Source organism: Halomonas sp. N3-2A, assembly GCF_002216165.1.
In the GTDB taxonomy this organism is placed as follows: Bacteria; Pseudomonadota; Gammaproteobacteria; order Pseudomonadales; family Halomonadaceae; genus Vreelandella.
On sequence record NZ_CP022286.1, the window covers coordinates 4402371 to 4429338 of the forward strand.

Genomic DNA, 26968 nt, shown 5'->3' on the forward strand with positions numbered 1-26968 from the left:
TGCACAAAAAAGCCCCGCATCAGCGGGGCTATAAAGCATAGCATTAGATAAACGTTAGCGGGCGAAGAGTCGTTCCATCAAGCGTTCATCAACCATTCGTGATCCGGGTCGTTGTGAAATTTCCACGCCCGCTTGGGCCCCGCCATGACATTTAAGTAGTAGAGCGAGTAGCCATGGGAAGCGCCCACAGGGTGGTAGCCCTTGGGTACCAGCACGCAGCAACCGTTCTCTACCGCCATGGTTTCATCAAGGCTGCGGTCATCGGTGTAAACGCGCTGAAAGGCGAACCCTTGTTCAGGGTTAATACGGTGGTAGTAGGTCTCTTCCAGGTATGATTCGTGAGGTAAGTTATCCACATCGTGTTTATGTGGCGGGTAGCTCGACCAGTTGCCCGCGGGTGTGAATACTTCAACCACCAGTAGGCTATCGGCGGGCTCGGTTTCCGGCAGAATATCGTGTACGTGGCGGGTATTAGTGCCCTGGCCACGGGTGCTCTGCTTGATGTTGTCGGGGGAAATCAGCCTTGGGGCGTGATTACCATGCCCAGGGGCAGCGCACACCGCTAGCTCTAAGTCCGTGGTCGCTTCCACCGCGTAGCTAACATGGTCAGGCAGATAAACCGCGTAGGGAGGGATCTGCTCAAAGATATCCATGCGCTTGCCGATGTCTTCAAAGCGGTGCTCGCCGCAGGTCACTGTGGCCCGCCCGGTGAGCAGCACCAGGCAGACTTCCTGGTCATCGCTGCTGGCCTCCAGGCGCTGGCCCTTGGCGAGTTTATGCACCCGAAAGCCAACGTGCGTCCAGCCAGCCGATTCAGGGGTAACGTCAATCACGGTGCCTTGGGCATCTGGGGCGGTGGGGCGTACCAGTAGTGAAGCCATATATCGCTCCTTCTGATGGCTAGCTGCTCGGTTGGCAGCTAGTTGTTGTCGATATGCAAGGTCTACACAGACCCGTCTGCGTCTGTTTAGACCGAGGCGTCGAGCAGTATTTTGCGACCTTCACGCAATGAAAGCTCCGCTGCATCGGCTAAGCGCAACGCCTCTAGGCCATCTTGGGCACCGGCGAGTGGCGCACGCTTCTCTTGCCAGGCGGCGACAAAGTCGCCAATTTCAAGTTGGTAGGCTTGGGCGTAGCGCTCCAGGAAGAACCACTTGGGTTTATCCTCCACTTGGCCTGCTTCCCCCGTAAAACGCAGCCGAGTGTCGCTCTCGTTCTGGACTTGCAGCATGCCTTGGCTGCCAAAGGCTTCGATACGCTGATCGTAGCCGTAGCTAGCGCGCCGTGAGTTGCTGATTTGGCACAGCTTGCCACTGGCGGTGGTAAGGGTGACCATGGCGGTATCTACATCACCTGCTTCACCAATCGCTGGGTCAATGATGCTACTACCGACGGCAAAGACACTTTCAATCGGCTCATCCAGCAACCAGCGAGCCATATCAAGATCATGGATCATCATGTCGCGGAACAGACCGCCGGACTCAGCCACATACTCGGCAGGCGGGGGAGAGGGGTCGCGGCTAATAATCGTCAGCGTTTCAAGTGCGCCAATACGCCCTTCGGTAATCGCTTTTTTTAATGCTGCAAACTGAGGATCGTGGCGGCGGTTAAAGCCTAACGCGCAGGTCACCGGGTGTTCGCTAAGTACCTGTAGGGCATCGCGCGTGCGCGCTAAATCCAGGGCGATAGGTTTTTCGCACAGAACCGCCTTGCCTGCACGGGCGGCACGCTCCAGATACTCCGCATGCGTAGGCGTGCTTGAAGCAATCAGTACGGCATCAATTTCATCATCTGCGAAGATTTCATCCACAGAGGCCGCTCGGCTAGCGTACTGCTCGGCCAGGGCTTCTGCGGCAGGCTGATGAAAATCAGCCACGGCAACCAGCGTAACGTTGGGGTGTGAATAAATGGCCTGGGCATGCACCTTGCCGATGCGTCCAGCGCCGATAAGCGCGAGTTTCATAAGCACTCCTGGTTTGTTGTTGCTGTTGGCTTGGTGTTTATGTCTTACGTTTTTTAGTCGAGGCTTTTTCTTGGGCTTTGTCCCGGGATTTGTCTTGCCGCACGCCCAGGGCAATTGCCAAGGCTTGGGTTAAGCAGAGCGATGCGGTCAAGCCGCGAAAACTTTTCACTTCAGCTTCGTTAACCACGAAAGCAACATCCGCGAAACGCGCCAGTGGGCTAAGGCTCGAATCGGTAATCACCACAATGGGTAGGCCGCGCTGATGGGCGTCTTCGCAGGCTTTTTGGCTCTCTTCGGCATAGGGAGAGAAGCTAATGGTCAGTAGCGCGTCGTGTTGGCTCATCGCGCGCAGTTGCTCGCCGTACATTCCTCCCAAACCGCTGACCAGCAACGCAGGTTTATCCACATGCGCCAGGGCATAGGTCATGTAGCTGGCGACCATGAAGCTGCGTCGTGCGCCCATTACATGAATCGCATGGGCCTTTTCAAAAATATCCAGCGCCTTCTCTAGGCTCTCTGGATCAATACGGCTGGGTAGCTGCTCAAGCACGGCGCGGTTGGCGTCAGCGAACTCCCATAATAGTTGGGTGCTATCGGGTGTTTCTCCGGTGGCGCTGCGTACCGCGCGAATGCGTTCGGTGTAGTTAGGCAACTCATCGACCAGACGGCTGCGAAACAACTGCTGCATTTCGGAAAAGCCCTTAAAGCCCAAGCTATTGGCTAATCGAATTAAGGTGGATGGCGTGACATCCGCTTGTTCGGCAATTTTGGCCACGGTCGCTAAAGCAACTTCCTGAGGGTGATCAAGCATAAAGCGCGCGGTTTGCTGTAAGCGTTTGCTCAGTGTGGCGTACTCGGCGGTGATCAGCGTTTCCAACTCACGGTAGCTCTGTGGTGGTTGTGGCATACAAATTCCTTCGCGTTGGCCCATCTAGCAGCCTTCTGCTTATGTACTAGTGGATATGCAGTACTGAGCAAAGTGACTCGTTGCTGTGCAGTCTAGTTGATTGGAATAAATATTCCATTTATACCAAAGTATAGAATAAATAATTTGCTATAACTGATGTTTGGAATCTATATTTCATAACGCCAAGGCATTTAATGCCACTTCCCTACCAACAACGATAACGTTATGAGGAATTATTTATGGCACGTCTATCTCAATGGCTTCTAGCCTCTGCCGCTACCACGGCATTAATGGCAGGTGTCGTTCAAGCACAGGAACCAGAGCAAGAAGAGAGCCGTTTCGTCATGGTGACCCATGGCGTTCCCTCTGATCCTTTCTGGTCGGTGGTTAAAAACGGTGCAGAAGCCGCCGCTGAAACCGTTGGGGCTAGCTTGGAGTATCGCGCGCCCTCCACCTTTGATATGGCCAAGATGCAGCAGCTTGTAGAAGCAGCAGTGGCATCTGGTCCTGATGGTTTGATTCTCTCTTTTACCGACGAAAATGCCCTGGGCGGCGCTGTGCAAAATGCTGTCGATAACGGCATACCCGTCATCACTATTAACTCAGGTGGCGACGTGGCAAGGGATTATGGTGCCCGGCTGCACGTTGGGCAGAGTGAATATGAGGCAGGTAAACAAGCTGCTGAACGCATGCAGGAGATGGGCGTCGAGAAAGGCGTCTGCGTTAACCATGAACAAGGCAACCAAGGACTTGACCAGCGCTGTGATGGTTTTGTCGACGGCTTCGATGGCAATGCTGAGCAGCTAGCGACCACTTACGACCCCACCAATATTCGCAATGCCATTGTCGCTTACCTCAACGAAAACAGTGATGTGCGTGGTGTGTTGACCTTGGGTGCATTAGCCGCTGATCCGATGATTCGGGCCATGCGTGAGCAGGGAGCAACCGATATGTTCACTCTCGGCACCTTTGACCTTTCACCCGGTATTTTGGAAGCCTTGGATGCGGGTGAGCTGGACTTTGCGATCGACCAACAGCAGTACATGCAGGGCTATTTACCTGTCATGTTCCTAGATCAGTTCGTCAAGAACGGTCTGCTGCCCGCAGGGGATGTTGCCACCGGCCCTGGATTTGTTACTCAAGAAAACGCTGCTCAGGTCATTGAGCTGAGTAGTCAGGGCATCCGCTGATAACTACCTAATCGGAAAAGGCTCGGCGGTGTCGAGCCTTGGGAGTCGATCGCTATGAATTCCACTGAAACGAAACCATCGGTTGCGCCAGCAGCGGCTGATCAAGATGAGCGTATCCAGAGAGTCTCTTTCTGGAAGAAAGCGCTTAATCGCCCGGAGTTGGGGGCGCTGGCCGGTGCCGTGTTGGTGCTTGCCTTCTTTATCGCTGCTTCCAGCGGCACCGGGATGTTTACCCCAGCGGGTATTATTAATTTTCTTGAAGTTGCCGCTCAGCTCGGCATTATCGCCACGGCGGCTGCGTTGTTGATGATCGGCGGAGAGTTTGATCTGTCGATTGGCTCGATGATTGGCTTGGCAGGCATCCTGATTGCCATCCCCGCGGTGGAGTATGGCTGGCCGCTATGGGCCGCAATTTTATTGGCGTTCGCCTGTGCGGGCTTGGTGGGCTGGATTAACGGTAATCTGGTCAATAAAACAGGCTTGCCGTCATTTATCGTTACCCTGGGCTTCCTGTTCATTCTGCGTGGCCTGGCTATCGGAACCAGTCGCTTGTTGACGGGGCGTACTCAGGTAGGAGGAGTGCAGGATCATATCCCCGGAGATTGGTTTGCGGCGCTTTTCTCTGGAGAAGTCGCTACGGGCCTATTTAGCTGGATGGCAGCAAATGGCTGGATGGCGACCAACTTTGCGGGCAACCCCACGGTTACCGGTATTCCTGTCTCGATTGTCTGGTGGCTGGGCTTAACCGCTGTAGCGACTTGGGTGCTGCTGTGCACGCCTTACGGCAACTGGATATTCGCTAGCGGTGGCGATGCCAATGCGGCGCGCAACTCAGGCGTTCCCGTCCAGCGCGTCAAGATTTCACTGTTCATGTTCACCGCTTTCTCCGCCACCATCTTTGCTTGCATACAGGTGATGGATACCGGCTCGGCGGACACCATTCGCGGCCTATTAAAAGAACTGGAAGCCATCATTGCCGTTGTCATTGGCGGTGCTTTGCTGACCGGTGGCTATGGGTCTGCCATTGGTGCGGCGCTGGGGGCACTGATCTTTGGCATGGTGCAAATGGGCATTTTTTACACCGGCGTTAATACCGACTGGTTCCAGGTTTTCCTCGGCGTGATGTTGCTGGTGGCGGTGCTATTCAACAATTACATGCGCAAAAAGGCGATGGAGGCCAAATAACATGACCACACGTACGCCAATGATTGAAATGCGCAGTGTCAGCAAACACTTCGGCAGTGTTATCGCCTTAAGTGATATCTCGATGCAGGTCTACTCCGGTGAGGTTATGTGCCTGCTAGGGGATAACGGTGCTGGCAAGTCGACGTTGATTAAAACCCTTTCCGGTGTTCACCAGCCCACCCACGGCGAAATGCTACTGGATGGCAAACCCGCTCGTTTCAAGTCCCCAGCTTATGCATTAGACGCTGGTATCGCGACCGTTTTCCAGGATCTGGCGATGGTGCCGTTGATGTCGATTACCCGTAACTTTTTTATGGGGCGCGAACCGACGGTGGGCTGGGGGCCTTTAAAGCGCATTGATTGGAAATATGCCGACCGGGTTGCCAAAGAGGAAATGTCCAAAATCGGTATTGATGTACGCGACCCAAGCCAGCCGGTGGGCACGCTTTCAGGCGGGGAGCGCCAGTGTGTGGCGATTGCTCGTGCCGTCTATTTTGGTGCCAAAGTGCTGATTCTGGATGAGCCCACGTCCGCGCTTGGGGTCAAGCAGGCGTCTGTTGTACTGCGCTACATTGCCAAAGCCCGCGCAGATGGCCTTGCAGTCATCTTTATTACCCACAATGTCCACCATGCTTACCCTGTGGCCGATGCGTTCACCCTATTGTCACGCGGCGGTAGTTTGGGCTCCTTCCGCAAAGAAGAAGTCAGCCGCGAAGAAGTGCTCAACATGATGGCGGGTGGTGCTGAGCTTGAAAGCCTGGATGCAGAGCTTGCGGAATTCCAGCGGGAGGATAAAGCCAAGAAGGCCAGCTTAGCCGATCAAGACACTCAGCCTGCCGATGCAAGCAGCGCCGAGCAAACTTCACCGCGAGCGGCAAGCGGCTATTAAGGAAGCATGATGAATAAGTTGACCCCATCATCGCCGTTCACGCTGGCTGTCTGTGCTGAAATGATCTTCTGCGATTTGCCGATATTGGAACGCGTTAAGCGTATTTCTGAACTGGGCTTTCAAGTCGAAATCTGGGACTGGACGAAGCACGACATTGACGCACTGGCCAATAGCGGGGCGACGTTTTCATCCATGACCGGCTATGTCACCGGCACCCTGGCAGATGCCGCCGGGGCAGATGAACTGCTACGCACCGCCGCTGAGTCGGTTGAGGTAGCAAAGCGTCTTGGCATTCCGCGCCTTAACCTGCATGGCACCGGGCTAGATGGTAATGGGTTGCCCGTTCAACCTTGCCAGCAGATGACGGGCGCTATGTGGCTCAAAGCCCGCGACACGCTCAATCGGCTGGCAGATCTTGGCGAGAAGAGTGACGTCACCTTCGTGCTTGAAAACCTCAATACCGACGTTGATCACCCCGGCGTGCCGTTTGCTCGCTTGGAAGATGTTCTAGCGCTAGTGGAGAGTGTTGATCGGCCTAGCTTGCGCATCATGCTAGATGTTTATCACGCCCAAATTGGCGAAGGTAATCTGATTGAATTGATTCGCCGCTGCGGGCCGTACATTGGTGAAGTGCAGGTAGCCGATGTGCCTGGGCGCTGCGAACCGGGGACTGGCGAGATTAACTACCCGGCCATTGCTCAAGCGCTGAACGACATAGGTTATCGCGGCACGGTGGGGTTAGAAGGTTGGGCCTCTGGCGATGACGGCCTCGCCCTTGATCGATTCCGTGCTGCCTTCTCATTTTAGGTAAGCCTCATCGATAGCCACCCAAGACGCTTTTATGCCCAGTGCCCTCTTTTGCCCGATACCACGAATTTGTGACGTGGGGAGACATTTATGCTGAATAACAATAGTCAACACCGGCCGCTAGACCTGATTTGCCTGGGACGTGTGGCGGTCGACCTGTACGCCGAGCAAATTGGCAGCCGCTTAGAAGACGTGGCGAGCTTTGCCAAGTACCTAGGTGGTAGCTCGGGCAATATGGCTTACGGTACCGCTCGTTTGGGATTGAAGTCTGCCATGCTCTCGCGGGTCGGCGATGAACAAATGGGCAACTTTGTTCGCGAGGAATTAGCACGAGTGGGGGTGGATACCTCCGCGCTACAAACCGACCCCGAGCGCCACACCGGCTTGGTGCTGCTGGCGTTAAAAGATCGCGAAAGCTTCCCGCTGCTATTTTACCGCCGCGACTGTGCCGATATGGCCATCGACGCCGACGCCATCGACCCTGAATTTATCGCTCGGGCCAAGGCGCTGGCGATTACCGGCACCCACCTTTCTACCGATACCACTCGCCGGGCGTGCCGCAAAGCACTGGACGCTGCCGCCCAGCATGGCGTGAAGCGAGTGCTGGATATCGATTACCGCCCCGTGCTGTGGGGGCTGACCAACCCCGGCGATGGCGAAACCCGCTTTATCGCCGATGATGAAGTGACCACCGACCTGCAGCGCTGGCTGCCAGATTTTGACCTGATTGTGGGCACCGAAGAGGAGTTCCATATTGCCGGTGGCAACACCGACACCTTAACGGCCCTGCGCGCGGTGCGTGAGGTTAGCCAGGCGACCCTGGTATGCAAGCTGGGCCCCATGGGCTGTGTCGTATTTGAAGGGGCGATTCCTGACCGCATTGAAGATGGCATTCTGGTCAAGGGCGTTCAGGTCGAAGTACTCAATGTACTGGGCGCTGGCGATGCCTTTATGAGTGGGCTGCTACGTGGCTGGCTACGCAATGAATCCTGGCAAACCAGTGCCAGCTATGCCAATGCCTGCGGCGCGCTGGTGGTCTCCCGCCATGGCTGTGCCCCTGCCATGCCCACTGAAGACGAGTTATTTGATTACTTGGCGCGCCGGGATGAGGTATCTCGTCCGGATATCGATCAACGCCTGAATCATCTGCACCGCGTCACCACCCGAGTGCCCGTTCAGTGGCCCGAAGTGTTGGGATTGGCATTTGACCATCGTCGCCAACTCACCGATATGGCCCGCGAAGAGCATGCCGATAGTGCGCGCCTTCCTAAGCTTAAAAAACTCCTGGTCAGCGCCGCTGAAGAGGGCGCCAAGCTGGGCGGCATCTCCACTCCCGCTATCCTGGTTGATGACGTGCTGGGTCAAGACGCACTCAATCAAGCCAGTGGAAAAGGCTGGTGGATTGGTCGGCCGGTGGAGCTGCCAGGCTCACGCCCGCTGCGTTTCCAGCATGGCGATGACTTAGGTGCCTGCCTACGCAACTGGCCTAGAGAACAGATCATTAAATGCTTGGTGTTCTACCATCCTGACGATGAACTCTCGCTGCGCCTAGAGCAGGAGGAGCGTCTGCGCCAGCTCTATCAGGCGGCCTGTGCTTATGGGCTGGAGTTACTGATTGAGATAATCCCCCCCGCTGATATGCCAAGCGATAACACGACGCTACCGCGCAGCCTTCAGCGGCTCTACAACCTAGGCATTCGCCCAGACTGGTGGAAGCTACCCTCAATGACGGATGTTGCCTGGCAGGCGGTGGGCGAGACGATTGAGCGCGAGGATGCCTACTGCCGCGGGGTTGTACTGCTCGGGCTCGACGCCCCTATGGACGACATGAAACGCGGCTTTGAAGCAGCCGCCAATCATGCCTGCTGTAAGGGTTTTACCGTTGGCCGCACGCTATTTGCCAGTGCGAGTCGTGATTGGCTGGCCGGACGTATCGACGACGCTAGCTTGGTAGAGCGCGTCGCCCAGAACTATGCCGAACTGATAACGGCGTGGCGGCAATTAAGGCAGGCGCAGCCGCAAACACTGGCCCACACCGAGGAGGCGTAAGATGAGCACCATTCGACTCACCATGGCTCAAGCGCTGGTTAAGTATCTCTCCGCTCAGCGTATTGAGATCAATGGCCAAGAAGTGGCGCTTTTTGAGGGGGTATTTGCGATTTTTGGTCATGGCAACGTGGCGGGGGTAGGCGAAGCGCTTTACCACGTGCAAGACGAATTGCCGACCTTTCGTGCCCACAACGAGCAGTCCATGGCCCACGCGGCGATCGCCTTTGCTAAAGCCAATGGCCGCCAGCGCCTAATGGCGGCGACTAGCTCCATCGGCCCAGGAGCGACCAATATGGTGACCGCCGCGGCGCTCGCTCATGCCAACCGTTTGCCGATCCTGCTGCTGCCGGGGGACACCTTTGCCACCCGCGAACCCGATCCGGTGCTGCAACAAGTGGAACATTTCGGTGACCCGACGATTAGCGTCAATGACTGTTTTCGCCCGGTATCGCGCTACTTCGACCGCATTAACCGCCCCGAGCAGTTGCTGACCAGCTTGCCCCAGGCGATTGCCACCCTGCTTGACCCGGAGCACTGTGGCCCCGCGACCCTGGCGCTGCCCCAGGATGTGCAAACCTTTGCCTACGATTATCCGGAGGCATTTTTTGCCCCCAGAGTGCACCGCATTCGCCGCTCGCCGCCAGATGCTTTCGAACTTCGCCAAGCCATCGCCGCACTGCAACAGGCCAAGCGCCCGCTTATCATTGCTGGCGGCGGCGTACATTACGCGGCTGCCTGCGACGCTTTAGCCGAATTTGCCAAAAAGCGCGCTATTCCGGTGGCTGAAACCCAAGCAGGCAAGGGCGCGCTGGCCGATAGCCACGCTTGCGCTGTGGGTGCCATTGGGGTGACCGGTAGTGCAGCCGCCAACCGGTTGGCGGAGCAGGCGGATGTCATTCTGGCGGTGGGCACGCGCTTGCAGGACTTTACCACTGGCTCTCGGGCGCTGTTTGAAGACAACGATAAAACACTGATCGCCCTTAACGTTGGCCGTTTTGATAGCTTGAAGCATCAAGCGTTGCCGCTTAGCTGCGATGCTTTGATCGGGCTGGGGCAACTCGACGCAGCGCTGGGCGAGTGGCGCGGTAGCGATGAATGGCGCGAACAAACTGGCACGCTCAAACGCGAATGGGCCGACATAGTGCGTCGTGTAACCGCAGATCAAGGGCTGGCGCTGCCCACCGATGCCCAGGTGATCGGTGCGGTCAATCGTCAGGCAGGCAACGATACCACCGTGGTATGCGCTGCCGGTGGTTTGCCCGGCGAGTTGCACAAACTCTGGCAATGTTCGGGCCCCGGCAGCTACCACGTTGAGTACGGTTTCTCCTGCATGGGCTATGAAATTGCCGGCGGGCTGGGCGTCAAGATGGCCAAACCTGACAACGAGGTAGTGGTGATGGTCGGCGATGGCAGCTACCTGATGCACAACTCGGAGCTGGCGACCTCGGTGATGCTGGGCCACAAGCTGATTGTGGTGGTGTTGGATAACCGCGGTTATGGCTGCATCAACCGCTTGCAGCACGCCACCGGCGGCGCGGGGTTTAACAACCTGCTGCAAGATTGCCGCACCGTCGAGGCTGGTGCACCGAAAACCGATTTTGCCGCCCACGCTAAAGCGTTGGGCTGTGAGTCTGAATCAGTGAGCGGCATTGCGGAACTGGAGCAGGCGCTGGTGCGTGCTCGCAGCGCCTCCTCGACTTATGTGATTGCTCTGGATACTGACCCACTGCCCAGCACCCAAGAAGGCGGTGCCTGGTGGGAAGTAGCCGTGCCCGAGGTTTCCGAGCGCGAAGCGGTCAATAAAGCCTATCAAGGTTACCGCAAGGCTAAGCAGCGCCAGGCCCGCTAATCGAATGCAGAACATCAGAGAGTCGGCGATAGGGTAAAGCGCCCTAACGCCAAAAATACTCAGACAAAAATGACAAGGAATACGCTATGCCGACGGTTACTTTAGGCATCAATCCGCTCACCTGGACCAACGATGACTTGCCCAGCCTGGGTGGCGCAACACCGCTGGAAACCTGTTTGAAAGAGGGGCGCGAGGCAGGCTTTAGTGGTTTTGAATTAGGTAACAAGTTTCCCCGCACGCCCGACGCCTTGAATCAGGTGCTTAGCGCCCACGACTTGGCGCTTGTGTCGGGCTGGTACTCTGCGCAGCTGTTGGAGCGCACGCCTGAAGAAGAGATTGACGCTATTCAGGATCACATGAATCTGCTCAAGCAGTGCGGCGCTAAGGTGATGGTGCTATGTGAAGTTACCCACTGTGTACACGGCGATCAGGAGCGCCCGCTCTCCCAGCGTCCGCATCTTTCCGGGCAACAGTGGCAGCGCCTGCTGCATGGTCTTGAGGTGGTGGGTGATTACCTGAAATCCCAGGGCATTCAACTGGTATATCACCACCACCTGGGCACGGTGATCGAAAGCCAGGCCGACGTTGAACGCTTAATGGATTACACCGGCGAAGGCGTGGGGCTACTGCTTGATTTTGGTCATCTGCGCGGTGCAGGCGGCGACCCGCTCGCCATCGCCAAACGCTACAGCCAACGTATCCACCATGTGCACTGCAAAGACCTGCGCTTTCCGGTGCTGGACGCAGTGCGCAACCGCGACAAAAGCTTTTTAAACGGCGTGCTAGACGGCCTGTTTACGGTGCCGGGGGATGGCGATGTAGATTTTCTGCCCGCCTTAACCCACCTGTGCGAACAGGGCTACCAGGGTTGGTTAGTGGTTGAAGCCGAACAAGACCCCGAAGTCGCCCATCCGTTGACCTATGCTCGCCTGGGGTATCGCAACTTGCGCCAACTTGCCGAGCAGGCAGGTTTCGACATTGCCAGCTAAACAGTGCCAGTCGCCGCCTTTTAATCAGGAGCTTGTATGAAGACGTTATCCCATTATCTTAATGGTGAGTTCTCCACCGGTCAGAGCCAGCGCACTTCGCCGGTTTATAATCCGGCCACCGGCGAACAAAGCGCCCAGGTAGCGCTAGCCACCGCCGATGAAACTCGTGAAGCCGTGCGCATCGCCGACGAAGCCTTTGCCGGCTGGTCAAAAGTCTCGCCGCTAAAGCGCTCGCGCATCTTGTTTAAATTTAAAGCGCTGGTCGAGGAGCACTCCGATGAGCTGGCGCGACTTATCTCCAGCGAACACGGCAAGGTGTTTTCAGACGCCAAAGGCGAAGTGACCCGCGGCCTGGAAGTGGTTGAGTTTGCCTGCGGCATTCCCCACCTGCAGAAGGGCGAGCACTCCATGAACGTCGGCACCGGCGTTGATAGTTACTCGATGATGCAGCCGCTGGGCGTGTGCGCCGGTATCTCGCCGTTCAACTTCCCCGCCATGGTGCCCATGTGGATGTTCCCCATCGCTTTGGCCTGCGGCAACACTTTCGTCATGAAGCCTTCGGAAAAAGATCCCTCCACGCCGCTGCGCTTAGCCGAGCTGCTTAAAGAGGCGGGCCTTCCGGGTGGTGTCTTTAATGTCGTCAATGGCGATAAAGAAGCGGTAGATGTGCTGCTCACTGATGAGCGTGTTCAGGCGGTAAGTTTTGTGGGTTCCACACCCATTGCTGAGTACATCTACGCCACCGCATCAGCACATGGCAAGCGTGTTCAAGCGCTGGGCGGGGCTAAAAACCATATGGTGATTATGCCCGATGCGGATCTCGACCAGGCCGTGGGTGCCCTGATGGGCGCGGCTTATGGCTCAGCAGGCGAGCGCTGTATGGCGATTTCGGTGGCTGTACCCGTGGGCGAAGATACCGCTAACCGCCTGCGTGAAAAACTGGTGGCTGAACTGGATAAGCTGACGGTCGGGCCTGGCCTGGTTGATGGCCCTGATAACGATATGGGGCCGCTCATCACCCGCGAGCATCGCGACAAGGTAGCGGACTATATTCAGGTTGGTGTGGATGAAGGCGCAGAGCTCGTGGTCGACGGTCGCCAGACAGCGGTTGACGGTGCAGGTGATGGCTACTTTATTGGCGGCACTTTGTTCGATCATGTGACGCCAAAAATGCGTATTCACTCCGAGGAGATCTTTGGCCCGGTGTTGGCGATTGCTCGCGTAGCGAGCTTCGACGAAGCGGTCAGCATGATCAACGCTCATGAATACGGCAACGGCACGGCAATCTTTACCCGCGATGGCGATGCGGCGCGTCAGTACTGCGAGCAGATCCAGGTCGGTATGGTGGGCGTGAACGTGCCGATCCCGGTACCCATGGCGTTCCACAGCTTTGGCGGTTGGAAGCGCTCGCTGTTTGGTCCGCTGCATATGCACGGCCCCGACGGTGTGCGTTTCTACACCCGAATGAAAACCATCACCCAGCGCTGGCCCAGCGGCATTCGTGAAGAGACTAACCACTTCACCATGCCGACCATGTAAGCAGTCTACGGGGCACGACATCATTCAACGCCGGGCCCAGCCCGGCGTTATTGTTTTAGAACAGGGATAACCACAATGAAAACCCTCAAAATTGGCCTGATCGGCACTGGTTTTATGGGCAAAGCCCATGCCATTGCCTTTAATGCAGCATCCAGTGTTTTTGAACTGCCCGCCAAGCCCGTTTGCGAACTGCTGGCGGATGTCGACCTTGCCACTGCAGAGAGCCGATCGCGGGCCTGGGGATTTGCTCGCGCCACCGATGACTGGCGCGCCCTGGTGGCCGACAGTGACGTGGACGTGGTGGATATCTGCGCGCCTAACTTTCTGCATAAAGAGATGGCGCTGGCCGCCATCGCCGCTGGTAAGCATGTTTACGCCGAAAAACCGCTGGCGCTGAGCACGGCAGACGCTGACGAGATGGTCGCCGCGGCTGAAAAGGCGGGCGTCAAAACTCTGGTGGGCTTTAACTATATTCGCAATTCCGCCACCCAGTTGGCTCGTCAGATTGTCGCCAGCGGTGAAATTGGTGAGCTGATTCACTTTCGTGGGCGGCACAACGAGGATTACCTGCTCGACCCGCACAAGCCCCACGATTGGCATACCAAGCGCGCGACCGCAGGCGCCGGTGCGTTAGGTGATGTAGGGTCGCATATTCTCAATATGGCCGAGTTTTTAACCGGGCAGCGGATTAGCGAGGTATGCGGCCAACTACAGACTGTCATCCCCACTCGGCCCAATGCCGACGGCAGCGGTATGGCCGCGGTGGAAAACGACGATCAGGCCCAGGCCATGCTGCGGTTTGATAAAGGGTTAATCGGCAATATCGAAACGTCTCGGGTGGCGGCTGGTCGCAAAATGGGCTTGGCCTACACACTAACGGGCACCAAAGGTGCCATTGTGTTTGATCAAGAGCGCATGAGCGAGCTGCAGTTATATCGCCACGGCGATGCCCACGGCAGGCGCGGGTTCATTACTCTGTTGGCAGGCCCGGAACACCCCGACTACGCGGCCTTTAGCCCCGCACCGGGCCATGGTTTGGGCTATAACGACCAGAAAATTATCGAGGTGCGCGACCTAGTGGAGGGCATCATCAACCACCGCCCCCTCTATCCAGATTTCCGCGAAGCGGCGCGGGTGAATCGTTTGATAGATGCCATCGAAACGTCAGATCAGACGGGGCAGTGGGTTCAAGTCTAATATCAGCAGCCCCGTGCCTGATGATGCCGATGGATAAAGGCGTACTTCACTTCAGGTTTTTCGCACAGTACACCGCAGCGGCCCCCTCCAGTTGCAACGCTACAAATAACAACTAACAGGACAAGGCCGCTAAGGATCTGTCAGGAAAACGGAGCCAGCATCGCGCCAATGTCTTTGTCCTCATAGGGCGGATAGACATCGACGGTCTTGTCGGCGGGCGAGATCAAAAGCGACTTAGCGTTGCTGAGTGCATCGAACCCCGTCTTGCCGTAATACTTCCCTATCCCTGAATTGCCGACCCCACCGAAGGGCAGCGAGCCGACCCAGCAATGCAGATTGGTCAGGTTTACGCAACCGCCGCCGAAGGACACTGACTGAAGAAAGTGCTCGATCGTCGCCTCATCGCGGCTGAAGATATAGGCGGCCAGCGGTTTGTCTCTTGTCTTCAGCATTTCGATCAGCGTGGCCATGTCGCCGTAGCGCAGGATTGGCAGCACCGGACCAAACACCTCCTGCTGCATCGCTGGGTCCGACCAATCGGAAGGATAAAGCAGGGTGGGCTCGACGTAGCGGGCAGGCACATCGAAGCGGCCCCCGAGTACGGTTTTGTCCGGCAGGATATAGGAGGCAACGCGCTGCGCATCTTTCTCGCTGATCATGCGCGCGAAGTCAGGGCTTTGCGACGGATCGGCCCCGTACATGCGCGTGATCGCCGCTTTCAGTTTCTCGACAAAAATGTCTGCGACACTATCATGTACGCAGACGAAACCGGGCGCGATGCACCATTGACCCGAGATCGCGTTATGCCCCCAGGCGATGGCATCAGCGGCGCGATCAAGGTCTGCGGTCTCGTCGACGATGGTCGGGTTCTGTCCACCCAGTTCCAGAATCACAGGCGTCAGGTGCTCGGCAGCCGCCCGCATGACGACTTTGCCCACCGCCGAACTGCCGGTGAAGAAGATAAAGTCGAAGGGCAATTCCAGCAGCGCTGAGATCTCCTCGCGTCCACCAGTGACCACGGAAACGTCTTCGGGCTCGAAATACTGAGGCACCAGTTCCGCGAAGAGCGCAGCCGTTGCTGGCGTGGTGTTGGCCGGTTTCAGGATCACGGGATTGCCCGCTGCCAGCGCCGCGATGGCCGGATCGAGCAACAGGAGGATCGGCGCATTGAATGGCCCGATCACCAGTGTCACGCCGAAGGGTTCACGTCGGATCACACCGCGCTGGCCGAGCTTTGCCAGCCCCTCAGGGATTTCGACCTCTTCCGGTGCCATCAGCCGGTCCAGATTGTCGCGATAATAGGCGATATTTCCCATCGGCACCGTGATCTCGAACTGCTGTTCGAACGGCGGCTTGCCGAAATCTTGATGAAGTGCCGCACACCAGCGTTCGCGATGTTCAAGCAGCATGCGCTCCATTCTCGCGAGCTGATCTAGCCGCCAGTCGCGTGATTTCGTGCGGTCGCTGAGAAAAGCTGTTTTCTGGCGGTGGAATAGCGTCTCATACGGATTGTTCATATGTCCGGTTCCCCATTAGCGTGCAGGTGTTAACGGTCATTCACTCGACTTCATCCTGTGCTGCGAGGGCCGGTTCAGCTGTCATACTGCTGCTGTAATGTTGTTGTCCGGTGAAGTCGGTCTATTTATTTCCTTCGTTCTTTCCCTCGGCCAGCAGCTTTCCGTTCGACAGTTGTGCCCTGAGCATTGGCATCTTGTGTAAAAGATGACTCGCTCATCAGAATCGCCTATTGCCTGATTCCCTGCGCTATCCGGAGCCGTGCCGCACATAGCAGAAATATATGGGCACCTTCTCCAAGTCAAGCGGTGCTTAGCGATTTCTCCTTTCAAGTGTTGCAGTGCCCGCCAGGGGCACATGGTTATAGGATGATTAAAGTAGCTAACCCCAAGAACGACATAAAGCCGACCACATCGGTAACGGTGGTTAAGATGACGGCACCTGATAATGCGGGGTCTATTTGTAACCTTTTCAACACTAAGGGAATCAGCACGCCTGATAAGTTCGCTAGGCTCATATTCACAAAGATGGCCAGCGTAATCACCAGCGTAATCAGCGGATCGCCGAACCACAGGTAGGAAATACCACCAACGACGAGTGCCCACACCAAGCCGTTACTCATCCCCACCCACAGTTCTTTGTTATAGAGCCACTGTTTGTTATTACCGGCGAGCTGGCCGAGCGCTAGGCCGCGTATCACTACCGTGAGGGTTTGGCTGCCCGCAATCCCGCCCATACTCGCGACCACCGGCATCAGGATGGCTAGCGCTACAATTTGATCCAGGACCTCTTCAAACTGCCCAATTACGAAGGCCGCTAAAAATGCAGTGAGCAGGTTAATGCCCAGCCAAATGCCGCGGCTCTTTGCACTGCGGAGTATCGGAGTGAAGACTTCTTCTTCGTCGCTGACGCCCGACATGTGCTTTAACGTCATGTCAGCATCATCTTGGGTGATTTCTAATACATCAGCGGCGTTCAACTGGCCCACTAACAGCCCGTCGCTATCGCAAACCGGAACAAAAGGCAGCTCTTTAGAGCGGAGCAGTGCGGCAGCCTCGCTTACCTTCATCTGGTCATTGAGTGTGAAGGGGGCAACCATGTACTCATCAACGACGCTCTCCTGTGGTTGTTTGACTAGATCAATGAGCGTCAGCGTGCCCAACAGGCGCTTATCCTTGTCGGTAATCATGATCTGTTGCGATTCATCATCCAACAGCTGATGAATACGGATATAGCGCTGTACGGCTTCCAGCGATACGCCCTGTTTTACATTAACCGTTTCTGGGTCCATGTAACGGCCGACCACGTCATCTTCATAAGAATGCAGGTTCTCAACTTGGGCGCGGATCTCTTGATCTAAGCTGGCATAGACGGTCGTTTTGATCTCTTCGTCGGCGACGTCGAGAACTTCAGCCACTTCCTGGGCATCTAGGCCTTTAACGATTTTTTCTACATCGCTGGCAGAAAGGTCTTCAATGTAGTCGGCACGAATATCTTCATCGACTTCGGCGAGTACTTCGCCGAGCAGTGCTTCAGGAATGTACTCCCACAATCGGTCGCGAGTTTTGGTTGGAAAAGACTCGAGCGTGCGCGCAATCGATAAAATATCGAGTTCAGTAAACAGCTCGCTTAGGGCGGCGGTATCTTCCTCATCTAACCGTTTTTGAAGATAGAGCAGTTGCTCCTCTGAATTTGTGTATTTTTCCTCATCGCGCATAGAGCCCGTCCTTATTGGAAGCTTAGTGTTAAAGAAGTGCAAACTCCTGGCGGCTCGCTTTATGAATGTTATAGACAGGTAGGGTTGAAAGCCATGGCGGTACTGTGATGCAAGCACACGATATACCAGCCCATATCGAGCCCAAGCAGCGCTACAGCTGGAAGTGGCGATCACTTCACTAAACGATGAACTATTCAGTCACACTTAGCTATGAGACGAAGGCTCTGGCCGGGTAGCCAGCCAAAGGGCAATCAGCATTAGTAGGGCCACCACTGCCCCGCTTAACCAGCCAGGCCCGAGTGACCAAACGGTGATTATGGCACTCAACGCTATCGTGCAAACGGCAAAAATCTTAGCGCGCTTGGGTATGGCGCGCTCTTGTTCCCAGGTAACCAGCAGTGGCCCGACATAGTGGCGGGAGCGAATCCAGGCTTCAAAACGTGGAGACCCCCTTGAGGCACAGTAAATAGCGATTAGCATAAACACGGTGGTCGGCAATAAGGGCAGAAAGATGCCTAATACGCCGATGCTAAAACTCATCCCTGCCAGCATTACCCACATGAGGCTGATCAGTCTCATTCTTGCTCCCCAATTGGCACACGGTAATGCATATATTGCCCGTTACGTATGGGATAAGTATGGACTTTTATGAAGGCTTTGCCACTCTGCGGGATAGAGCTCGTTGGCTGCTGAACGTTATCTTAAGGCGTTAGGGCGAGAAGAGGGGCTGCAGCGTTACGGCTATTGATAGGCTGCAGCTCTACGTCATAAACCTCCGCGATGGTGGCGGGGGCAAGCACTAGGGCGGGTGAGCCGTGAGCAATACGCTGACCTTGATGTAACAGCCATACCCGGTCGGCGTAGGTGCTGGCGAGGTTGAGGTCGTGCAGCACGCAGACAATCGCCATGTGGTGCCGTTCTGCCCAGGCGCGTAGTTGACGCATTAAGCGCTGCTGCTGGCCGATATCGAGTGCGCTAGTGGGTTCATCCAGCAGTAAAAGCCCGCCATCTTTAGCGCTAGGAGAGCGCCGTGAGAGTAGCTGGCAGGCACCTCGTGCAATCATTACCCGTTGGCGTTCACCGCCAGAGAGGGAAAGTACGCTGCGTTTAGCTAACTGCGTCAGATCTAGGTCATGCAGCAGTTCCGCAATCAGTGCGTTACTGGGGTTGCTGCCTAAGCTCACCAGCTCAAAGGTTTGCCAATCAAAGCCGGGCAGCTCCTGTTGGGCGACCAGCGCCCGGCGATTGGCAAGCTCGCTGATTGGCCACTCACTCAGGCGTTTTCCATCTAGATGTAGCTCGCCCTGTTCACAGGGGCGAAATCCCGACAGCATGTTAAGTAGTGTGCTTTTGCCCGCGCCGTTGGGGCCAACAATGGCGAGTAGCTCACCAGGGCGAAGAGTGCCGTCCAGCGGCGCGATTGAGGGCGTGGTGGTAAAACCCGCCTGATGTAGAGTTAGCATGCCCGATTCCGACGCATTAGCAGGTAAAGAAAATAGGGGCCGCCCAGTAGGCTGGTTAACAGCCCGACGGGGATTTCGGCGGGGGCACCGAGGGTGCGCGCCAGGGTATCGGCCACCACTAGCAGTAGTGCACCGCCTAACATAGAGGCGGGTAGCAGCAGGCGATGGCCAGGCCCGAGCCAAAGTCGCAGGCAGTGGGGGACGAGCAAACCAAGAAAGCCAATCACGCCGGTCAGCGCGACGCACAGCCCTACACCCAGCGAGGTAGCAACGACCACGCGGCGTTTTAAGCGCGTTGCATCCAGACCTGCCGCATGAGCGGTAGATTCGCCTAGCTGAAGTAGGTCAAGCTCACGAGCGCTGCGTATTAACAGCCATAGGGCAACAGCAATCAGGGCAAGGGCTACGGCGGTGGTGCGCCACAAAGCGTTGGTAAGCGTGCCCATTCCCCATAAGCTGAGCTGACGAAGTTGATCGTCGCTGGCAATAAACGCCAGTACGCCGCCTCCAGCGCCTGCTAACGTGTTGATTGCTAAGCCTGCTAGCAGCAGTGACATGACGGCGGCACTGCCACCCCCTTGGCGCTTGGCAATGCCAAACACCACTAAGCAAACGCTAAGCGCACCGAGAAAGCCCGCTGCAAACTGGCCATAGAGGCTACCGACAGCGCTGTCCTGAAATAGCACAATCCAAAGTGCTACAAATAGCCCTGCACCACTGGCAAGGCCTAATAGCGTTGGGTCGGCCAATGGGTTTCTAAATAGCCCCTGCATGGCGGCACCACTGCCCGCCAGCATCGCCCCCACGGCAACCCCCAGAAGTAGGCGCGGTAGGCGTAGCTGCCACCACACTTGGACACTGAGCTCATCTGCGCTGCCATTAATGAGTGCCCAGGGCGACACACCTAACGCGCCTGAAGCAGCACCCCAGCCAAGGGCGATCAATAACGCCAGGGTAAGGCCACTTAACACTCGTGCTGTTCGACTAAGCGGTAACAAGGGACGATAACGATCATGGGAAGCGCTGGTGATCATCGGCTGACCTGCTCTGTGCCCAGCAGTGCTTCAATGTTCTGACGTAGGGTAAATAGCTGGTCAGGCGTGCGAGGGCCAAAACCGAGCAGGGCCTGATCATCAATCACAATAAGCCGCTGTTCGCGTCCTGCGGGCGTTAAGCGCATACCCGGTAACTGCCATAGCGCATTTTCACCGCCCAGCGCGTCTAACCCCCGTTGGGACATAATCACCAGTGCGGGTGCTTCTTTTGCCAGCGCCTCTGCGGCAACGCTTTGATAGCCCGCCATATCGCCAAAAGCATTGTCGAGGCCAACGGCATCCAAGGCTATATGGGCGGCGGTGTCGCTGCCGGCAACCCGCGGTGTTAGGCCACTATGGTGAAGAATAAACATTGCACGCGTATCAGGCAGCGGGGGAAGAGCCGCCAAGCGCTCAAGCGTCGCGGTGAGTGAGGCTGCTAACTCGTCACCCCTTTGTTGGCGTTGCGTGTGCTGAGCCACTGTGCGGACTTTCTCGGCAATCGAGGAAAGGTCAGCAGGGGCATCAATCACATCAACCGTTACACCCACGGCCTCTAGCTGTTCCAACACCTCTTTCGGGCCGGAATGTCCCGCTGCTAACACACGGTCCGGCGCCACTGAGAGGACGCTTTCTGCCGACAGCTGGCGCAGATAGCCTACCGAGGGCAGTGCGGCCATTTCGGGCGGGTGGAGCACCGTATCATCGCGGGCAACGATCTCGATATCCGCGTCAAGCGCGGCGATGGTTTCAGCGATATCGCCGCCCAAAATGACCCAGCGTTCGTTGGCTAGCGCCCCGCCAGTGGTTAACCAGCCAATCAGTAGCGCGGCAAGCGAGTGGCGTGCGAAGCGTGTGACATTCATGCCACGGCCTCTTGGTTGCCGAGTTCATTCAGCAACTGCCGCCACTCGGGCCGCTCCACGCGACCTTCCTGGCGCTCAGCGTAAATTTGCAGCACCAAAGAACCCTCTGCATCAAAGGCTTCTACACTGGTGACGCCACCGTCGCGGTTAGGCTTGCTGACCTGCCACACTTGCTCAATGGCAGTGTCATTAAGGTGCAGCGTGAACTGCTCGCCAAACAGGTTCAGCCAGCCGCGGGCGCGCTGAGGTTCAGGTAGTGTGCCCGTGCGAATTTGCACGCAGCCAGGACTGGCCACGAACAGCATCAGTGGCAGTGCGCGCTGACTTGCTTTGGTCAACAGGTTTTCCAGGGCATCGACGGGCAGCGCGCGAGTATAACGGCCTTCCATTAGCTGGTTGGCTTCCAGACGCTCTAGATGGTGGCGCTGAAGCAGGGCGAAAAATTGGTGCACATCACGCATCGCCGCCCATTCGCTGGCGAGTGTCGGCGCTTCAGGAAGCGCACGCTTTAAGCGGGGCGCGCTTTGGGTAAACGCGGGGGTATCTAGGGTGCCTAGGGCAGCTAATGCGCCCCATGGGCGGGGCAGCGGATTTTCCAGCGCAAAGCTTTTGTGAATGGCACAGCCATGCTGATTGAAAATTTGCAGGCTCCAGCGCCACTGGCCTTGTTCATTCTCCGTTGGCAGGGGGGCGCGGTTAGAGCCATGGATAGGAGCATGAATAGGGTCGCGGATTAGGCAAGCCCAGTGCCAATGGGAATACAGCAACCGTAAATCTAGGCCACCTGGGTCAAGCAGCAAGCCGGTTTGCGGCCCGCCATCCAGGTCAGGGTAATCACCGGTTTGCTCAAGCACGGCTAAACGAGAGCGGGTGAGCGCTTTGACTCGTCCTAATAGAGGGAGGCGAGCCGCAAGGTCTTTCGGCGCGAGGGGCAGCGTCCATACGTCACGGCCTAAGCGCGCGGCCTGAAGTTCGCCTTCACTGATTGATAAGCGCTCGGCAATATCAATCGCTGGCAGGCGAGGCTGTGCTGCTCGTGCTGCGTCAAAGGCTTCAAGAATTGCGATCTGCTGGGACTCAATCATACGTCACCTCTAGGCTTAACATTGCAAGGAGTTACCACTGCCAGTTGAGGGTGGCGAACAGGCTACGTCCGTCGCCCAGACTGCCATCGGGCCGATACCACACTTTGTCGCCGAGGTTGGCGAGGCGCAGCGCGGTATCAATAGCGGGGGTGATTTGCCAAGCAAGGTGGATATCGTGCAGCCCATAGCCTGGCAGGCGTTCATCGTCGCCCTGTTTGTCGAACGCCTGAGCAAAGCGACTTTGCCAGCCGACCCGTACAGCGCCGTTATAAAGTGCAACGTCACTGCCCAGCGTCATTTCCAGAGGTGTTTGGCTACCCAGGGCCTCACCGCTGTCGCGATCTTTGCCGGATACCTCTGAAAGACCTACAAAGCTGGTTAGCAGCGGGAATGCGCTAGGTTGCCAAGTAAGTCGGGCGTCATAGCCCCATAGCTGAGCACGCTGCACGTTTACGGCCTGAGTGGTGCCCGCCATGATATCGACCTGAGTGTCGATGAAGTCGTCTGCACGAGTGTCGAAGTAGCTGGCGCGCGCCTGCCAGTCGCCTTGGTGCCATACCACACCGCTTTCCCAGGTGCGGCTGGTTTCAGGCGACAGGTTAGGGTTGGGAATCCAGTAGTTATCCGGCGTGCAGAAGGTGGGCCCGGCGCAGAAACCGGCAAAGTGGCGCTCATTAGCGTAAAGCTCGGAAAGACTGGGTGCGCGGAAGGCTTCGGCGTAGCCGGAGAACAGCATCAAGGAGTCGTCGGGTCGCCAGGCAAGACGGAAGCGCGGCGACACTTGGTCGTGCACGCTGTCGGCATCGTTTTGACCGCTGGCGTCATAGCGGTCATAGCGCGCGCCAATGCCGACGTCAAACTGCCCCGCGCCGCCCTCTGCTAAATAGCGGCCCGCAGTAAGCGTGGTGTCAAGATAGGCCGACTGGGTATCGATATCAGCGTGGGGGAAACCATTCGCTTCACCGTTAGGCCGTTGGCGGGCCTGCTCCAGTTCAGCGCCAAACACCAGTGTTTGTGAAAGCCAGCCATGGTCGATGCTGTGATAGCCATCGCTTTGCAGGCCGACCCGCTCAAGGGTACGGCTAGCCTGTGGCTCGTCGATATCCTGTTGGCTAAAGGTGAGTTGTGAGGTGATTTCAGTGGCACCACTCGGTTGCCAGCGGTGGCCAAGTTGTACGTTATTACTCTCAACATCACGGTCGCGTAATGGGTTGCTAGCGTTGGTTGATAGCTGCTGCGGATTAGCGGGTTGGGTGGCGCGCTCATCATAGTGCTGCCAGCTAATAAACACCCGTTGGTCGTCGCTTGGTTCCCAGCCGCCTTTTAAAAGCAGGCTATTGAGGCTGGCATCTTCTACTGCTTCATCACCGCCCGCGCGACGAATATCGCCGGACTCGCTACGGCCCACAGAAAATAGCCCATCCACTTGCCCGTTAGCCGTGTCGCGGCGGCCAAACGCCGTCAGGCTTCCGCGTAGCTCGTCGTTAGCTGTTGCCCCGCCTAAGGAAAGACGTGCACCGCTATCTTCACCTGGGGCTAATAGGTCGCTGGCCTCTACACTGGTAAAGCTAACAACGCCGCCCATGGCATTGCTACCGTACAGGCTGGAAAGCGAGCCACGGGCAATCTGCACTTCTTGGATCAGCGCGGGGTCGAGGAAGAAGTTGCCCACATGGCCAGTGGAAATATCCTGGCGAACACCGTCCAGGCGCACCAGTACACCATTGCTGCCGAAGCCACGCATACTCAGTGTTTGACCGTTACGGCGTCCTTGGCCAGCCACATGCAGACCAGGCTGGCGGCTCAGCACGTCTTCAACGCGACTCGCGGTGGCAAGCGTTGCGTCTTGGCGGTCGATGATGTCGATAATCAGCGGTGCGCGGGACAGGTCCGTCGGTGCGCGGGTACCGGTGACTGTTAGCGGGGCTAAGTCTGAGTCGTTGGCGTTGGCAGGCAAAAGAGGGAGTAAGGTAAGGCAAAAGCCTAACGTGTGAGTTGGTTTCATGGGCCAGACAGTTCCAGCAGAAAGTGATGGATAATGTTGCTGGCTGGGTGCGATGGGCTACCTGGCTGGCTAAAAGGGTTAGTAGTAGGTACGTGATTATTTTAAAAAGGCTTACGCTGTTAAGATCAACTTGCCGCTTTTCGTGCGGCGCAGCACGTAGCGTCGCTGTTCATGGTGAATAACCAACTGACCGTCTTGATCAAGCAGCGCCTGACTTGTCACTTCGCGACATGCGCTAGGCGAGCCTTCTGGCGGAATGTCTTTTTTTCTGGGCTGCATGAGAGGTTGTTTCCCGTGGTAATGATAACTATTAGCATTAATTTAGCAGATTTGACTACCTCTCACAACCATCACTCCCAACCTTACCTAACCACCGTGCAGATGCTTAACCAACAGTTTTTAAAGGTGGGGAATAGCTTGCTAATGAACGTTCACCTAACCGTAGAGTGCTCGTCATTACCCTGTCATTTAAATTGATTAGTGTCCTCTTAACATAAAACTAGCGCGTGTTAACCGTGACGAGAGGACCGTTGTTATGAGCAAGGAAATTGAAGATCATCGCCTGTTTAATCAGAGCAGCAACCAGCCGTTTGCGGATGTGTTAGCGCAGCATGTTTCGCGACGAGCGGTAATGCGGGGCGGCTTGGGTTTGGCCGCCGCTTCAATGCTTGGCTTTGGCGGTGCCGCCCAAGCACTGGCTTCAAACGGGGCGCAAAAAACGCCGTTGACGCTAGCGTTTGAGGCGGTTCAAGGATCGCTAACGGATGCTGTCGTAGTGCCTGAAGGCTATGTTGCCCAAGTGCTGGTGCCGTGGGGCACGCCGTTGAGCGCTGATGACAGCTGGCAATCCGACCAGCCAATGACTGCCGAGCGTCAAGCCGCTAGCGTGGGTATGAACCACGATGGAATGGCTGGTTTTGCCCTGGATGCCGATAACGCCTCACGGCGCTTTGTGCTGGTGCTCAACAACGAATATATCGATCAAGCAGCGCTGTGGGCACCTCAAGGTGGTCCCACTGATGCTGAAGGCAAGCGCCCCGCCGAAGAGTCGCGTACTGAAATCAACGCTCACGGTGTCACTATTGTGGAAGTTGAGAAAGGCGCTAACGGAGACTGGTCGCATGTGCCTGGCTCCCGCTATAACCGCCGCCTTACCAGCGCGACGGTGATGGAAATTGCAGGCCCAGTGGCGGGCAGTGACTATGTGAAAACGCGTTTCTCACCGGCGGGTACGCAAACCCGTGGCACCAATAACAATTGTGGTAATGGGTTAACGCCCTGGGGCACTTATATCGCTTGCGAAGAGAACTGGCCCAATGTGTTTGTTAATCACGGCCAACTCTTCCAGGACGACGCGCGGATTGGTATTCCTACCGATAAAAGCCGCTATGGTTGGGATACCTCGGCGGGTGATGCCTCTGAAGAAAACGATGAATTTGCCCGTTTCAATATCACGCCACGGGGCGAGCGTGCTGAAGATGATTACCGCAACGAAGCGCGCACCTTTGGCTACCAAGTTGAAGTCGATCCCTATAGTGATGCTCACGCGGTAAAACGCACGGCACTTGGCCGTTTCCGTCATGAAGGGTGTTGGCTAGGTAAGCTGGAAGCAGGGCAACCCGTGGTGTACTACTCTGGCCACGATTCCCGCAACGAGTACGTCTATAAATACGTTTCTGACGCTGCCTGGGACCCCGCTGATGCCAATCGCCCAGGCGAAGCGTATGACCGACTCGCCATTGGTAGTAAATATCTGGATAACGGCACCCTCTATGTGGCTCGCTTCAACGCTGATGGCAGCGGTGAGTGGTTGCCGCTAACACCTAGCGCGCAAACACGTGATGGCCGTTCGTTGGCAACGGCTTTGGGCTTGGCAGAGGATGATTTAGCTGGGGTGATTATTAACACCTGTGATGCAGCGGATCTAATGGGAGCGACACCGATGGACCGCCCGGAGTGGGCAACCGTGGATCCTTCCTCTGGCGAGGTGTATCTAACGCTGACCAATAATTCGAAGCGTAGCGAAGAAGCCTCAGCGGCTACTTTCACCAATCAAGGCGATGACATTGCTCAGCTAGGGGTAGGCTATGAGACAGCCCCGGCCAACGCCGTTAATCCACGTGCTAATAACGAAGCAGGTCACATTATCCGCTGGCGTGAAAGCCGCCTGCCGAATGCCTTTCGCTGGGAAGTATTTGTGTTTGGTGCCGCCACTAATGATGAAGGCAATCATTCCGGCCTGACTGAAATGAACCAGTTTGCCAGCCCCGATGGTCTGTGGTTTGACCAGCGTGATGATGGTCAGGGCATACTCTGGATACAGACCGATAATGGTTACGAAGGCATTACCGAGTACACCAACGATCAGCTATTAGCCGTGGTGCCTAACAGCCTGGACGAGATTCAAGGTACCGGCCCGGTGATTAACAATAGCAATCAGCAGCAACTGAAACGCTTCGCCGTAGGGCCTAACGGTTGTGAAGTGACCGGCATTTTTGCGACGCCGGACAAAACGGCGCTGTTTATTAATATTCAGCACCCCGGCAACTGGCCCGCGGATGGTGGCGCACTGACCCAAGATGCCACCACTGAGACCAGTGGCCAAGTACGCCCTCGGGCATCTACCGTTGTTATTCAGAAGCGCGATGGTGGGCCGATAGGAGTGTGAAAATAGCGGTTGAGTCCTAGTCACCATTGTGGGTGCTTAAAACGCTATTGA

Annotated in this window: 22 protein-coding genes; 10 read left to right on the forward strand and 12 right to left on the reverse strand. The window is 56.5% G+C overall.

Going from position 1 to position 26968, the window contains the following annotated elements:
- Positions 1-77 precede the first annotated feature (77 nt).
- The 3 genes from iolB to CEK60_RS20390 all read right to left on the reverse strand — a co-directional run bounded on the left by iolB (position 78) and on the right by CEK60_RS20390 (position 2870).
- Positions 78-881 (reverse strand): 5-deoxy-glucuronate isomerase, encoded by an 804-nt coding sequence (iolB, locus tag CEK60_RS20380; RefSeq protein ID WP_089040559.1) that lies wholly within the window; start codon positions 879-881, stop codon positions 78-80.
- A gap of 86 nt (positions 882-967) precedes the next feature.
- Positions 968-1963 carry an inositol 2-dehydrogenase gene (gene iolG, locus CEK60_RS20385; RefSeq protein WP_089040560.1) on the reverse strand — a complete coding sequence of 332 codons (996 nt, stop codon included), beginning with the start codon at positions 1961-1963 and terminating at the stop codon, positions 968-970.
- Between the two features lie 37 nt (positions 1964-2000).
- A complete protein-coding gene (locus CEK60_RS20390) occupies positions 2001-2870 on the reverse strand; it encodes a MurR/RpiR family transcriptional regulator (RefSeq protein WP_089040561.1) in 870 nt (289 codons plus the stop codon).
- A gap of 239 nt (positions 2871-3109) precedes the next feature.
- Here CEK60_RS20390 and CEK60_RS20395 point away from each other — a divergent pair, with 239 nt between their 5' ends.
- The 9 genes from CEK60_RS20395 (at position 3110) to CEK60_RS20435 (ending at position 14564) form a co-directional block, all read left to right on the forward strand.
- Positions 3110-4060 (forward strand): sugar ABC transporter substrate-binding protein, encoded by a 951-nt coding sequence (locus tag CEK60_RS20395; protein ID WP_089040562.1) that lies wholly within the window; start codon positions 3110-3112, stop codon positions 4058-4060.
- 54 nt (positions 4061-4114) lie between these two features.
- Positions 4115-5245 carry an ABC transporter permease gene (locus CEK60_RS20400; protein WP_089040563.1) on the forward strand — a complete coding sequence of 377 codons (1131 nt, stop codon included), beginning with the start codon at positions 4115-4117 and terminating at the stop codon, positions 5243-5245.
- A gap of 1 nt (position 5246) precedes the next feature.
- Positions 5247-6134: an ATP-binding cassette domain-containing protein gene (locus CEK60_RS20405; RefSeq protein ID WP_089040564.1), complete on the forward strand. Its 888-nt coding sequence runs from the start codon at positions 5247-5249 to the stop codon at positions 6132-6134.
- Positions 6135-6143: 9 nt separating this feature from the next.
- A complete protein-coding gene (locus CEK60_RS20410) occupies positions 6144-6941 on the forward strand; it encodes a TIM barrel protein (protein WP_089040565.1) in 798 nt (265 codons plus the stop codon).
- Positions 6942-7031: 90 nt separating this feature from the next.
- Positions 7032-8990: a bifunctional 5-dehydro-2-deoxygluconokinase/5-dehydro-2-deoxyphosphogluconate aldolase gene (locus CEK60_RS20415; protein WP_089040566.1), complete on the forward strand. Its 1959-nt coding sequence runs from the start codon at positions 7032-7034 to the stop codon at positions 8988-8990.
- Position 8991: 1 nt separating this feature from the next.
- Positions 8992-10839 carry a 3D-(3,5/4)-trihydroxycyclohexane-1,2-dione acylhydrolase (decyclizing) gene (gene iolD, locus CEK60_RS20420; protein WP_089040567.1) on the forward strand — a complete coding sequence of 616 codons (1848 nt, stop codon included), beginning with the start codon at positions 8992-8994 and terminating at the stop codon, positions 10837-10839.
- A gap of 86 nt (positions 10840-10925) precedes the next feature.
- Positions 10926-11828, forward strand: a complete 903-nt coding sequence (gene iolE, locus CEK60_RS20425) for a myo-inosose-2 dehydratase (protein ID WP_089040568.1) — start codon at positions 10926-10928, stop codon at positions 11826-11828.
- A gap of 36 nt (positions 11829-11864) precedes the next feature.
- Positions 11865-13367, forward strand: a complete 1503-nt coding sequence (locus CEK60_RS20430; RefSeq protein WP_089040569.1) for a CoA-acylating methylmalonate-semialdehyde dehydrogenase — start codon at positions 11865-11867, stop codon at positions 13365-13367.
- 75 nt (positions 13368-13442) lie between these two features.
- A complete protein-coding gene (locus CEK60_RS20435; protein ID WP_089040570.1) occupies positions 13443-14564 on the forward strand; it encodes a Gfo/Idh/MocA family protein in 1122 nt (373 codons plus the stop codon).
- Positions 14565-14704: 140 nt separating this feature from the next.
- On the opposite strand, the gene CEK60_RS20440 is transcribed toward CEK60_RS20435, so the two are convergent.
- The 9 genes from CEK60_RS20440 to hemP all read right to left on the reverse strand — a co-directional run bounded on the left by CEK60_RS20440 (position 14705) and on the right by hemP (position 24528).
- A complete protein-coding gene (locus CEK60_RS20440; protein ID WP_089040571.1) occupies positions 14705-16081 on the reverse strand; it encodes an aldehyde dehydrogenase family protein in 1377 nt (458 codons plus the stop codon).
- Between the two features lie 359 nt (positions 16082-16440).
- Complete coding sequence (gene mgtE / locus CEK60_RS20445) at positions 16441-17796, reverse strand: magnesium transporter (RefSeq protein ID WP_089040572.1); 1356 nt, start codon at positions 17794-17796, stop codon at positions 16441-16443.
- 204 nt (positions 17797-18000) lie between these two features.
- Positions 18001-18375 (reverse strand): YbaN family protein, encoded by a 375-nt coding sequence (locus tag CEK60_RS20450; RefSeq protein WP_232471422.1) that lies wholly within the window; start codon positions 18373-18375, stop codon positions 18001-18003.
- 122 nt (positions 18376-18497) lie between these two features.
- Positions 18498-19259, reverse strand: a complete 762-nt coding sequence (locus CEK60_RS20455; protein ID WP_089040573.1) for an ATP-binding cassette domain-containing protein — start codon at positions 19257-19259, stop codon at positions 18498-18500.
- A complete protein-coding gene (locus CEK60_RS20460; RefSeq protein ID WP_089040574.1) occupies positions 19253-20293 on the reverse strand; it encodes a FecCD family ABC transporter permease in 1041 nt (346 codons plus the stop codon). The genes CEK60_RS20455 and CEK60_RS20460 overlap by 7 nt, the downstream gene beginning before the upstream one ends.
- Positions 20290-21159, reverse strand: coding sequence for a heme/hemin ABC transporter substrate-binding protein (locus tag CEK60_RS20465; RefSeq protein ID WP_089040575.1), 870 nt, complete (start codon positions 21157-21159; stop codon positions 20290-20292). The genes CEK60_RS20460 and CEK60_RS20465 overlap by 4 nt, the downstream gene beginning before the upstream one ends.
- Entirely contained in the window at positions 21156-22244 is a 1089-nt protein-coding gene (locus tag CEK60_RS20470) for a ChuX/HutX family heme-like substrate-binding protein (RefSeq protein WP_089040576.1), read from the reverse strand. Before CEK60_RS20470 ends, CEK60_RS20465 begins: the two co-directional genes overlap by 4 nt.
- A gap of 31 nt (positions 22245-22275) precedes the next feature.
- Entirely contained in the window at positions 22276-24249 is a 1974-nt protein-coding gene (locus CEK60_RS20475; RefSeq protein WP_089040577.1) for a TonB-dependent receptor domain-containing protein, read from the reverse strand.
- Positions 24250-24360: 111 nt separating this feature from the next.
- Entirely contained in the window at positions 24361-24528 is a 168-nt protein-coding gene (gene hemP / locus CEK60_RS20480) for a hemin uptake protein HemP (RefSeq protein ID WP_089040578.1), read from the reverse strand.
- A gap of 256 nt (positions 24529-24784) precedes the next feature.
- Between hemP and CEK60_RS20485 the strand changes: the two genes are divergently transcribed.
- A complete protein-coding gene (locus CEK60_RS20485) occupies positions 24785-26917 on the forward strand; it encodes a PhoX family protein (RefSeq protein ID WP_089040579.1) in 2133 nt (710 codons plus the stop codon).
- The last annotated feature ends 51 nt before the right edge of the window (positions 26918-26968 follow it).

Excerpts from the sequence above, each read along its gene's own strand:
- iolB (WP_089040559.1), bottom strand. The coding sequence starts at position 881 with ATGGCTTCACTACTGGTACGCCCCACCGCCCCAGATGCCCAAGGCACC.
- iolG (WP_089040560.1), bottom strand. The coding sequence starts at position 1,963 with ATGAAACTCGCGCTTATCGGCGCTGGACGCATCGGCAAGGTGCATGCC.
- CEK60_RS20390 (WP_089040561.1), bottom strand. The coding sequence starts at position 2,870 with ATGCCACAACCACCACAGAGCTACCGTGAGTTGGAAACGCTGATCACC.
- CEK60_RS20395 (WP_089040562.1), top strand. The coding sequence starts at position 3,110 with ATGGCACGTCTATCTCAATGGCTTCTAGCCTCTGCCGCTACCACGGCA.
- CEK60_RS20400 (WP_089040563.1), top strand. The coding sequence starts at position 4,115 with ATGAATTCCACTGAAACGAAACCATCGGTTGCGCCAGCAGCGGCTGAT.
- CEK60_RS20405 (WP_089040564.1), top strand. The coding sequence starts at position 5,247 with ATGACCACACGTACGCCAATGATTGAAATGCGCAGTGTCAGCAAACAC.
- CEK60_RS20410 (WP_089040565.1), top strand. The coding sequence starts at position 6,144 with ATGAATAAGTTGACCCCATCATCGCCGTTCACGCTGGCTGTCTGTGCT.
- CEK60_RS20415 (WP_089040566.1), top strand. The coding sequence starts at position 7,032 with ATGCTGAATAACAATAGTCAACACCGGCCGCTAGACCTGATTTGCCTG.
- iolD (WP_089040567.1), top strand. The coding sequence starts at position 8,992 with ATGAGCACCATTCGACTCACCATGGCTCAAGCGCTGGTTAAGTATCTC.
- iolE (WP_089040568.1), top strand. The coding sequence starts at position 10,926 with ATGCCGACGGTTACTTTAGGCATCAATCCGCTCACCTGGACCAACGAT.
- CEK60_RS20430 (WP_089040569.1), top strand. The coding sequence starts at position 11,865 with ATGAAGACGTTATCCCATTATCTTAATGGTGAGTTCTCCACCGGTCAG.
- CEK60_RS20435 (WP_089040570.1), top strand. The coding sequence starts at position 13,443 with ATGAAAACCCTCAAAATTGGCCTGATCGGCACTGGTTTTATGGGCAAA.
- CEK60_RS20440 (WP_089040571.1), bottom strand. The coding sequence starts at position 16,081 with ATGAACAATCCGTATGAGACGCTATTCCACCGCCAGAAAACAGCTTTT.
- mgtE (WP_089040572.1), bottom strand. The coding sequence starts at position 17,796 with ATGCGCGATGAGGAAAAATACACAAATTCAGAGGAGCAACTGCTCTAT.
- CEK60_RS20450 (WP_232471422.1), bottom strand. The coding sequence starts at position 18,375 with ATGAGACTGATCAGCCTCATGTGGGTAATGCTGGCAGGGATGAGTTTT.
- CEK60_RS20455 (WP_089040573.1), bottom strand. The coding sequence starts at position 19,259 with ATGCTAACTCTACATCAGGCGGGTTTTACCACCACGCCCTCAATCGCG.
- CEK60_RS20460 (WP_089040574.1), bottom strand. The coding sequence starts at position 20,293 with ATGATCACCAGCGCTTCCCATGATCGTTATCGTCCCTTGTTACCGCTT.
- CEK60_RS20465 (WP_089040575.1), bottom strand. The coding sequence starts at position 21,159 with ATGAATGTCACACGCTTCGCACGCCACTCGCTTGCCGCGCTACTGATT.
- CEK60_RS20470 (WP_089040576.1), bottom strand. The coding sequence starts at position 22,244 with ATGATTGAGTCCCAGCAGATCGCAATTCTTGAAGCCTTTGACGCAGCA.
- CEK60_RS20475 (WP_089040577.1), bottom strand. The coding sequence starts at position 24,249 with ATGAAACCAACTCACACGTTAGGCTTTTGCCTTACCTTACTCCCTCTT.
- hemP (WP_089040578.1), bottom strand. The coding sequence starts at position 24,528 with ATGCAGCCCAGAAAAAAAGACATTCCGCCAGAAGGCTCGCCTAGCGCA.
- CEK60_RS20485 (WP_089040579.1), top strand. The coding sequence starts at position 24,785 with ATGAGCAAGGAAATTGAAGATCATCGCCTGTTTAATCAGAGCAGCAAC.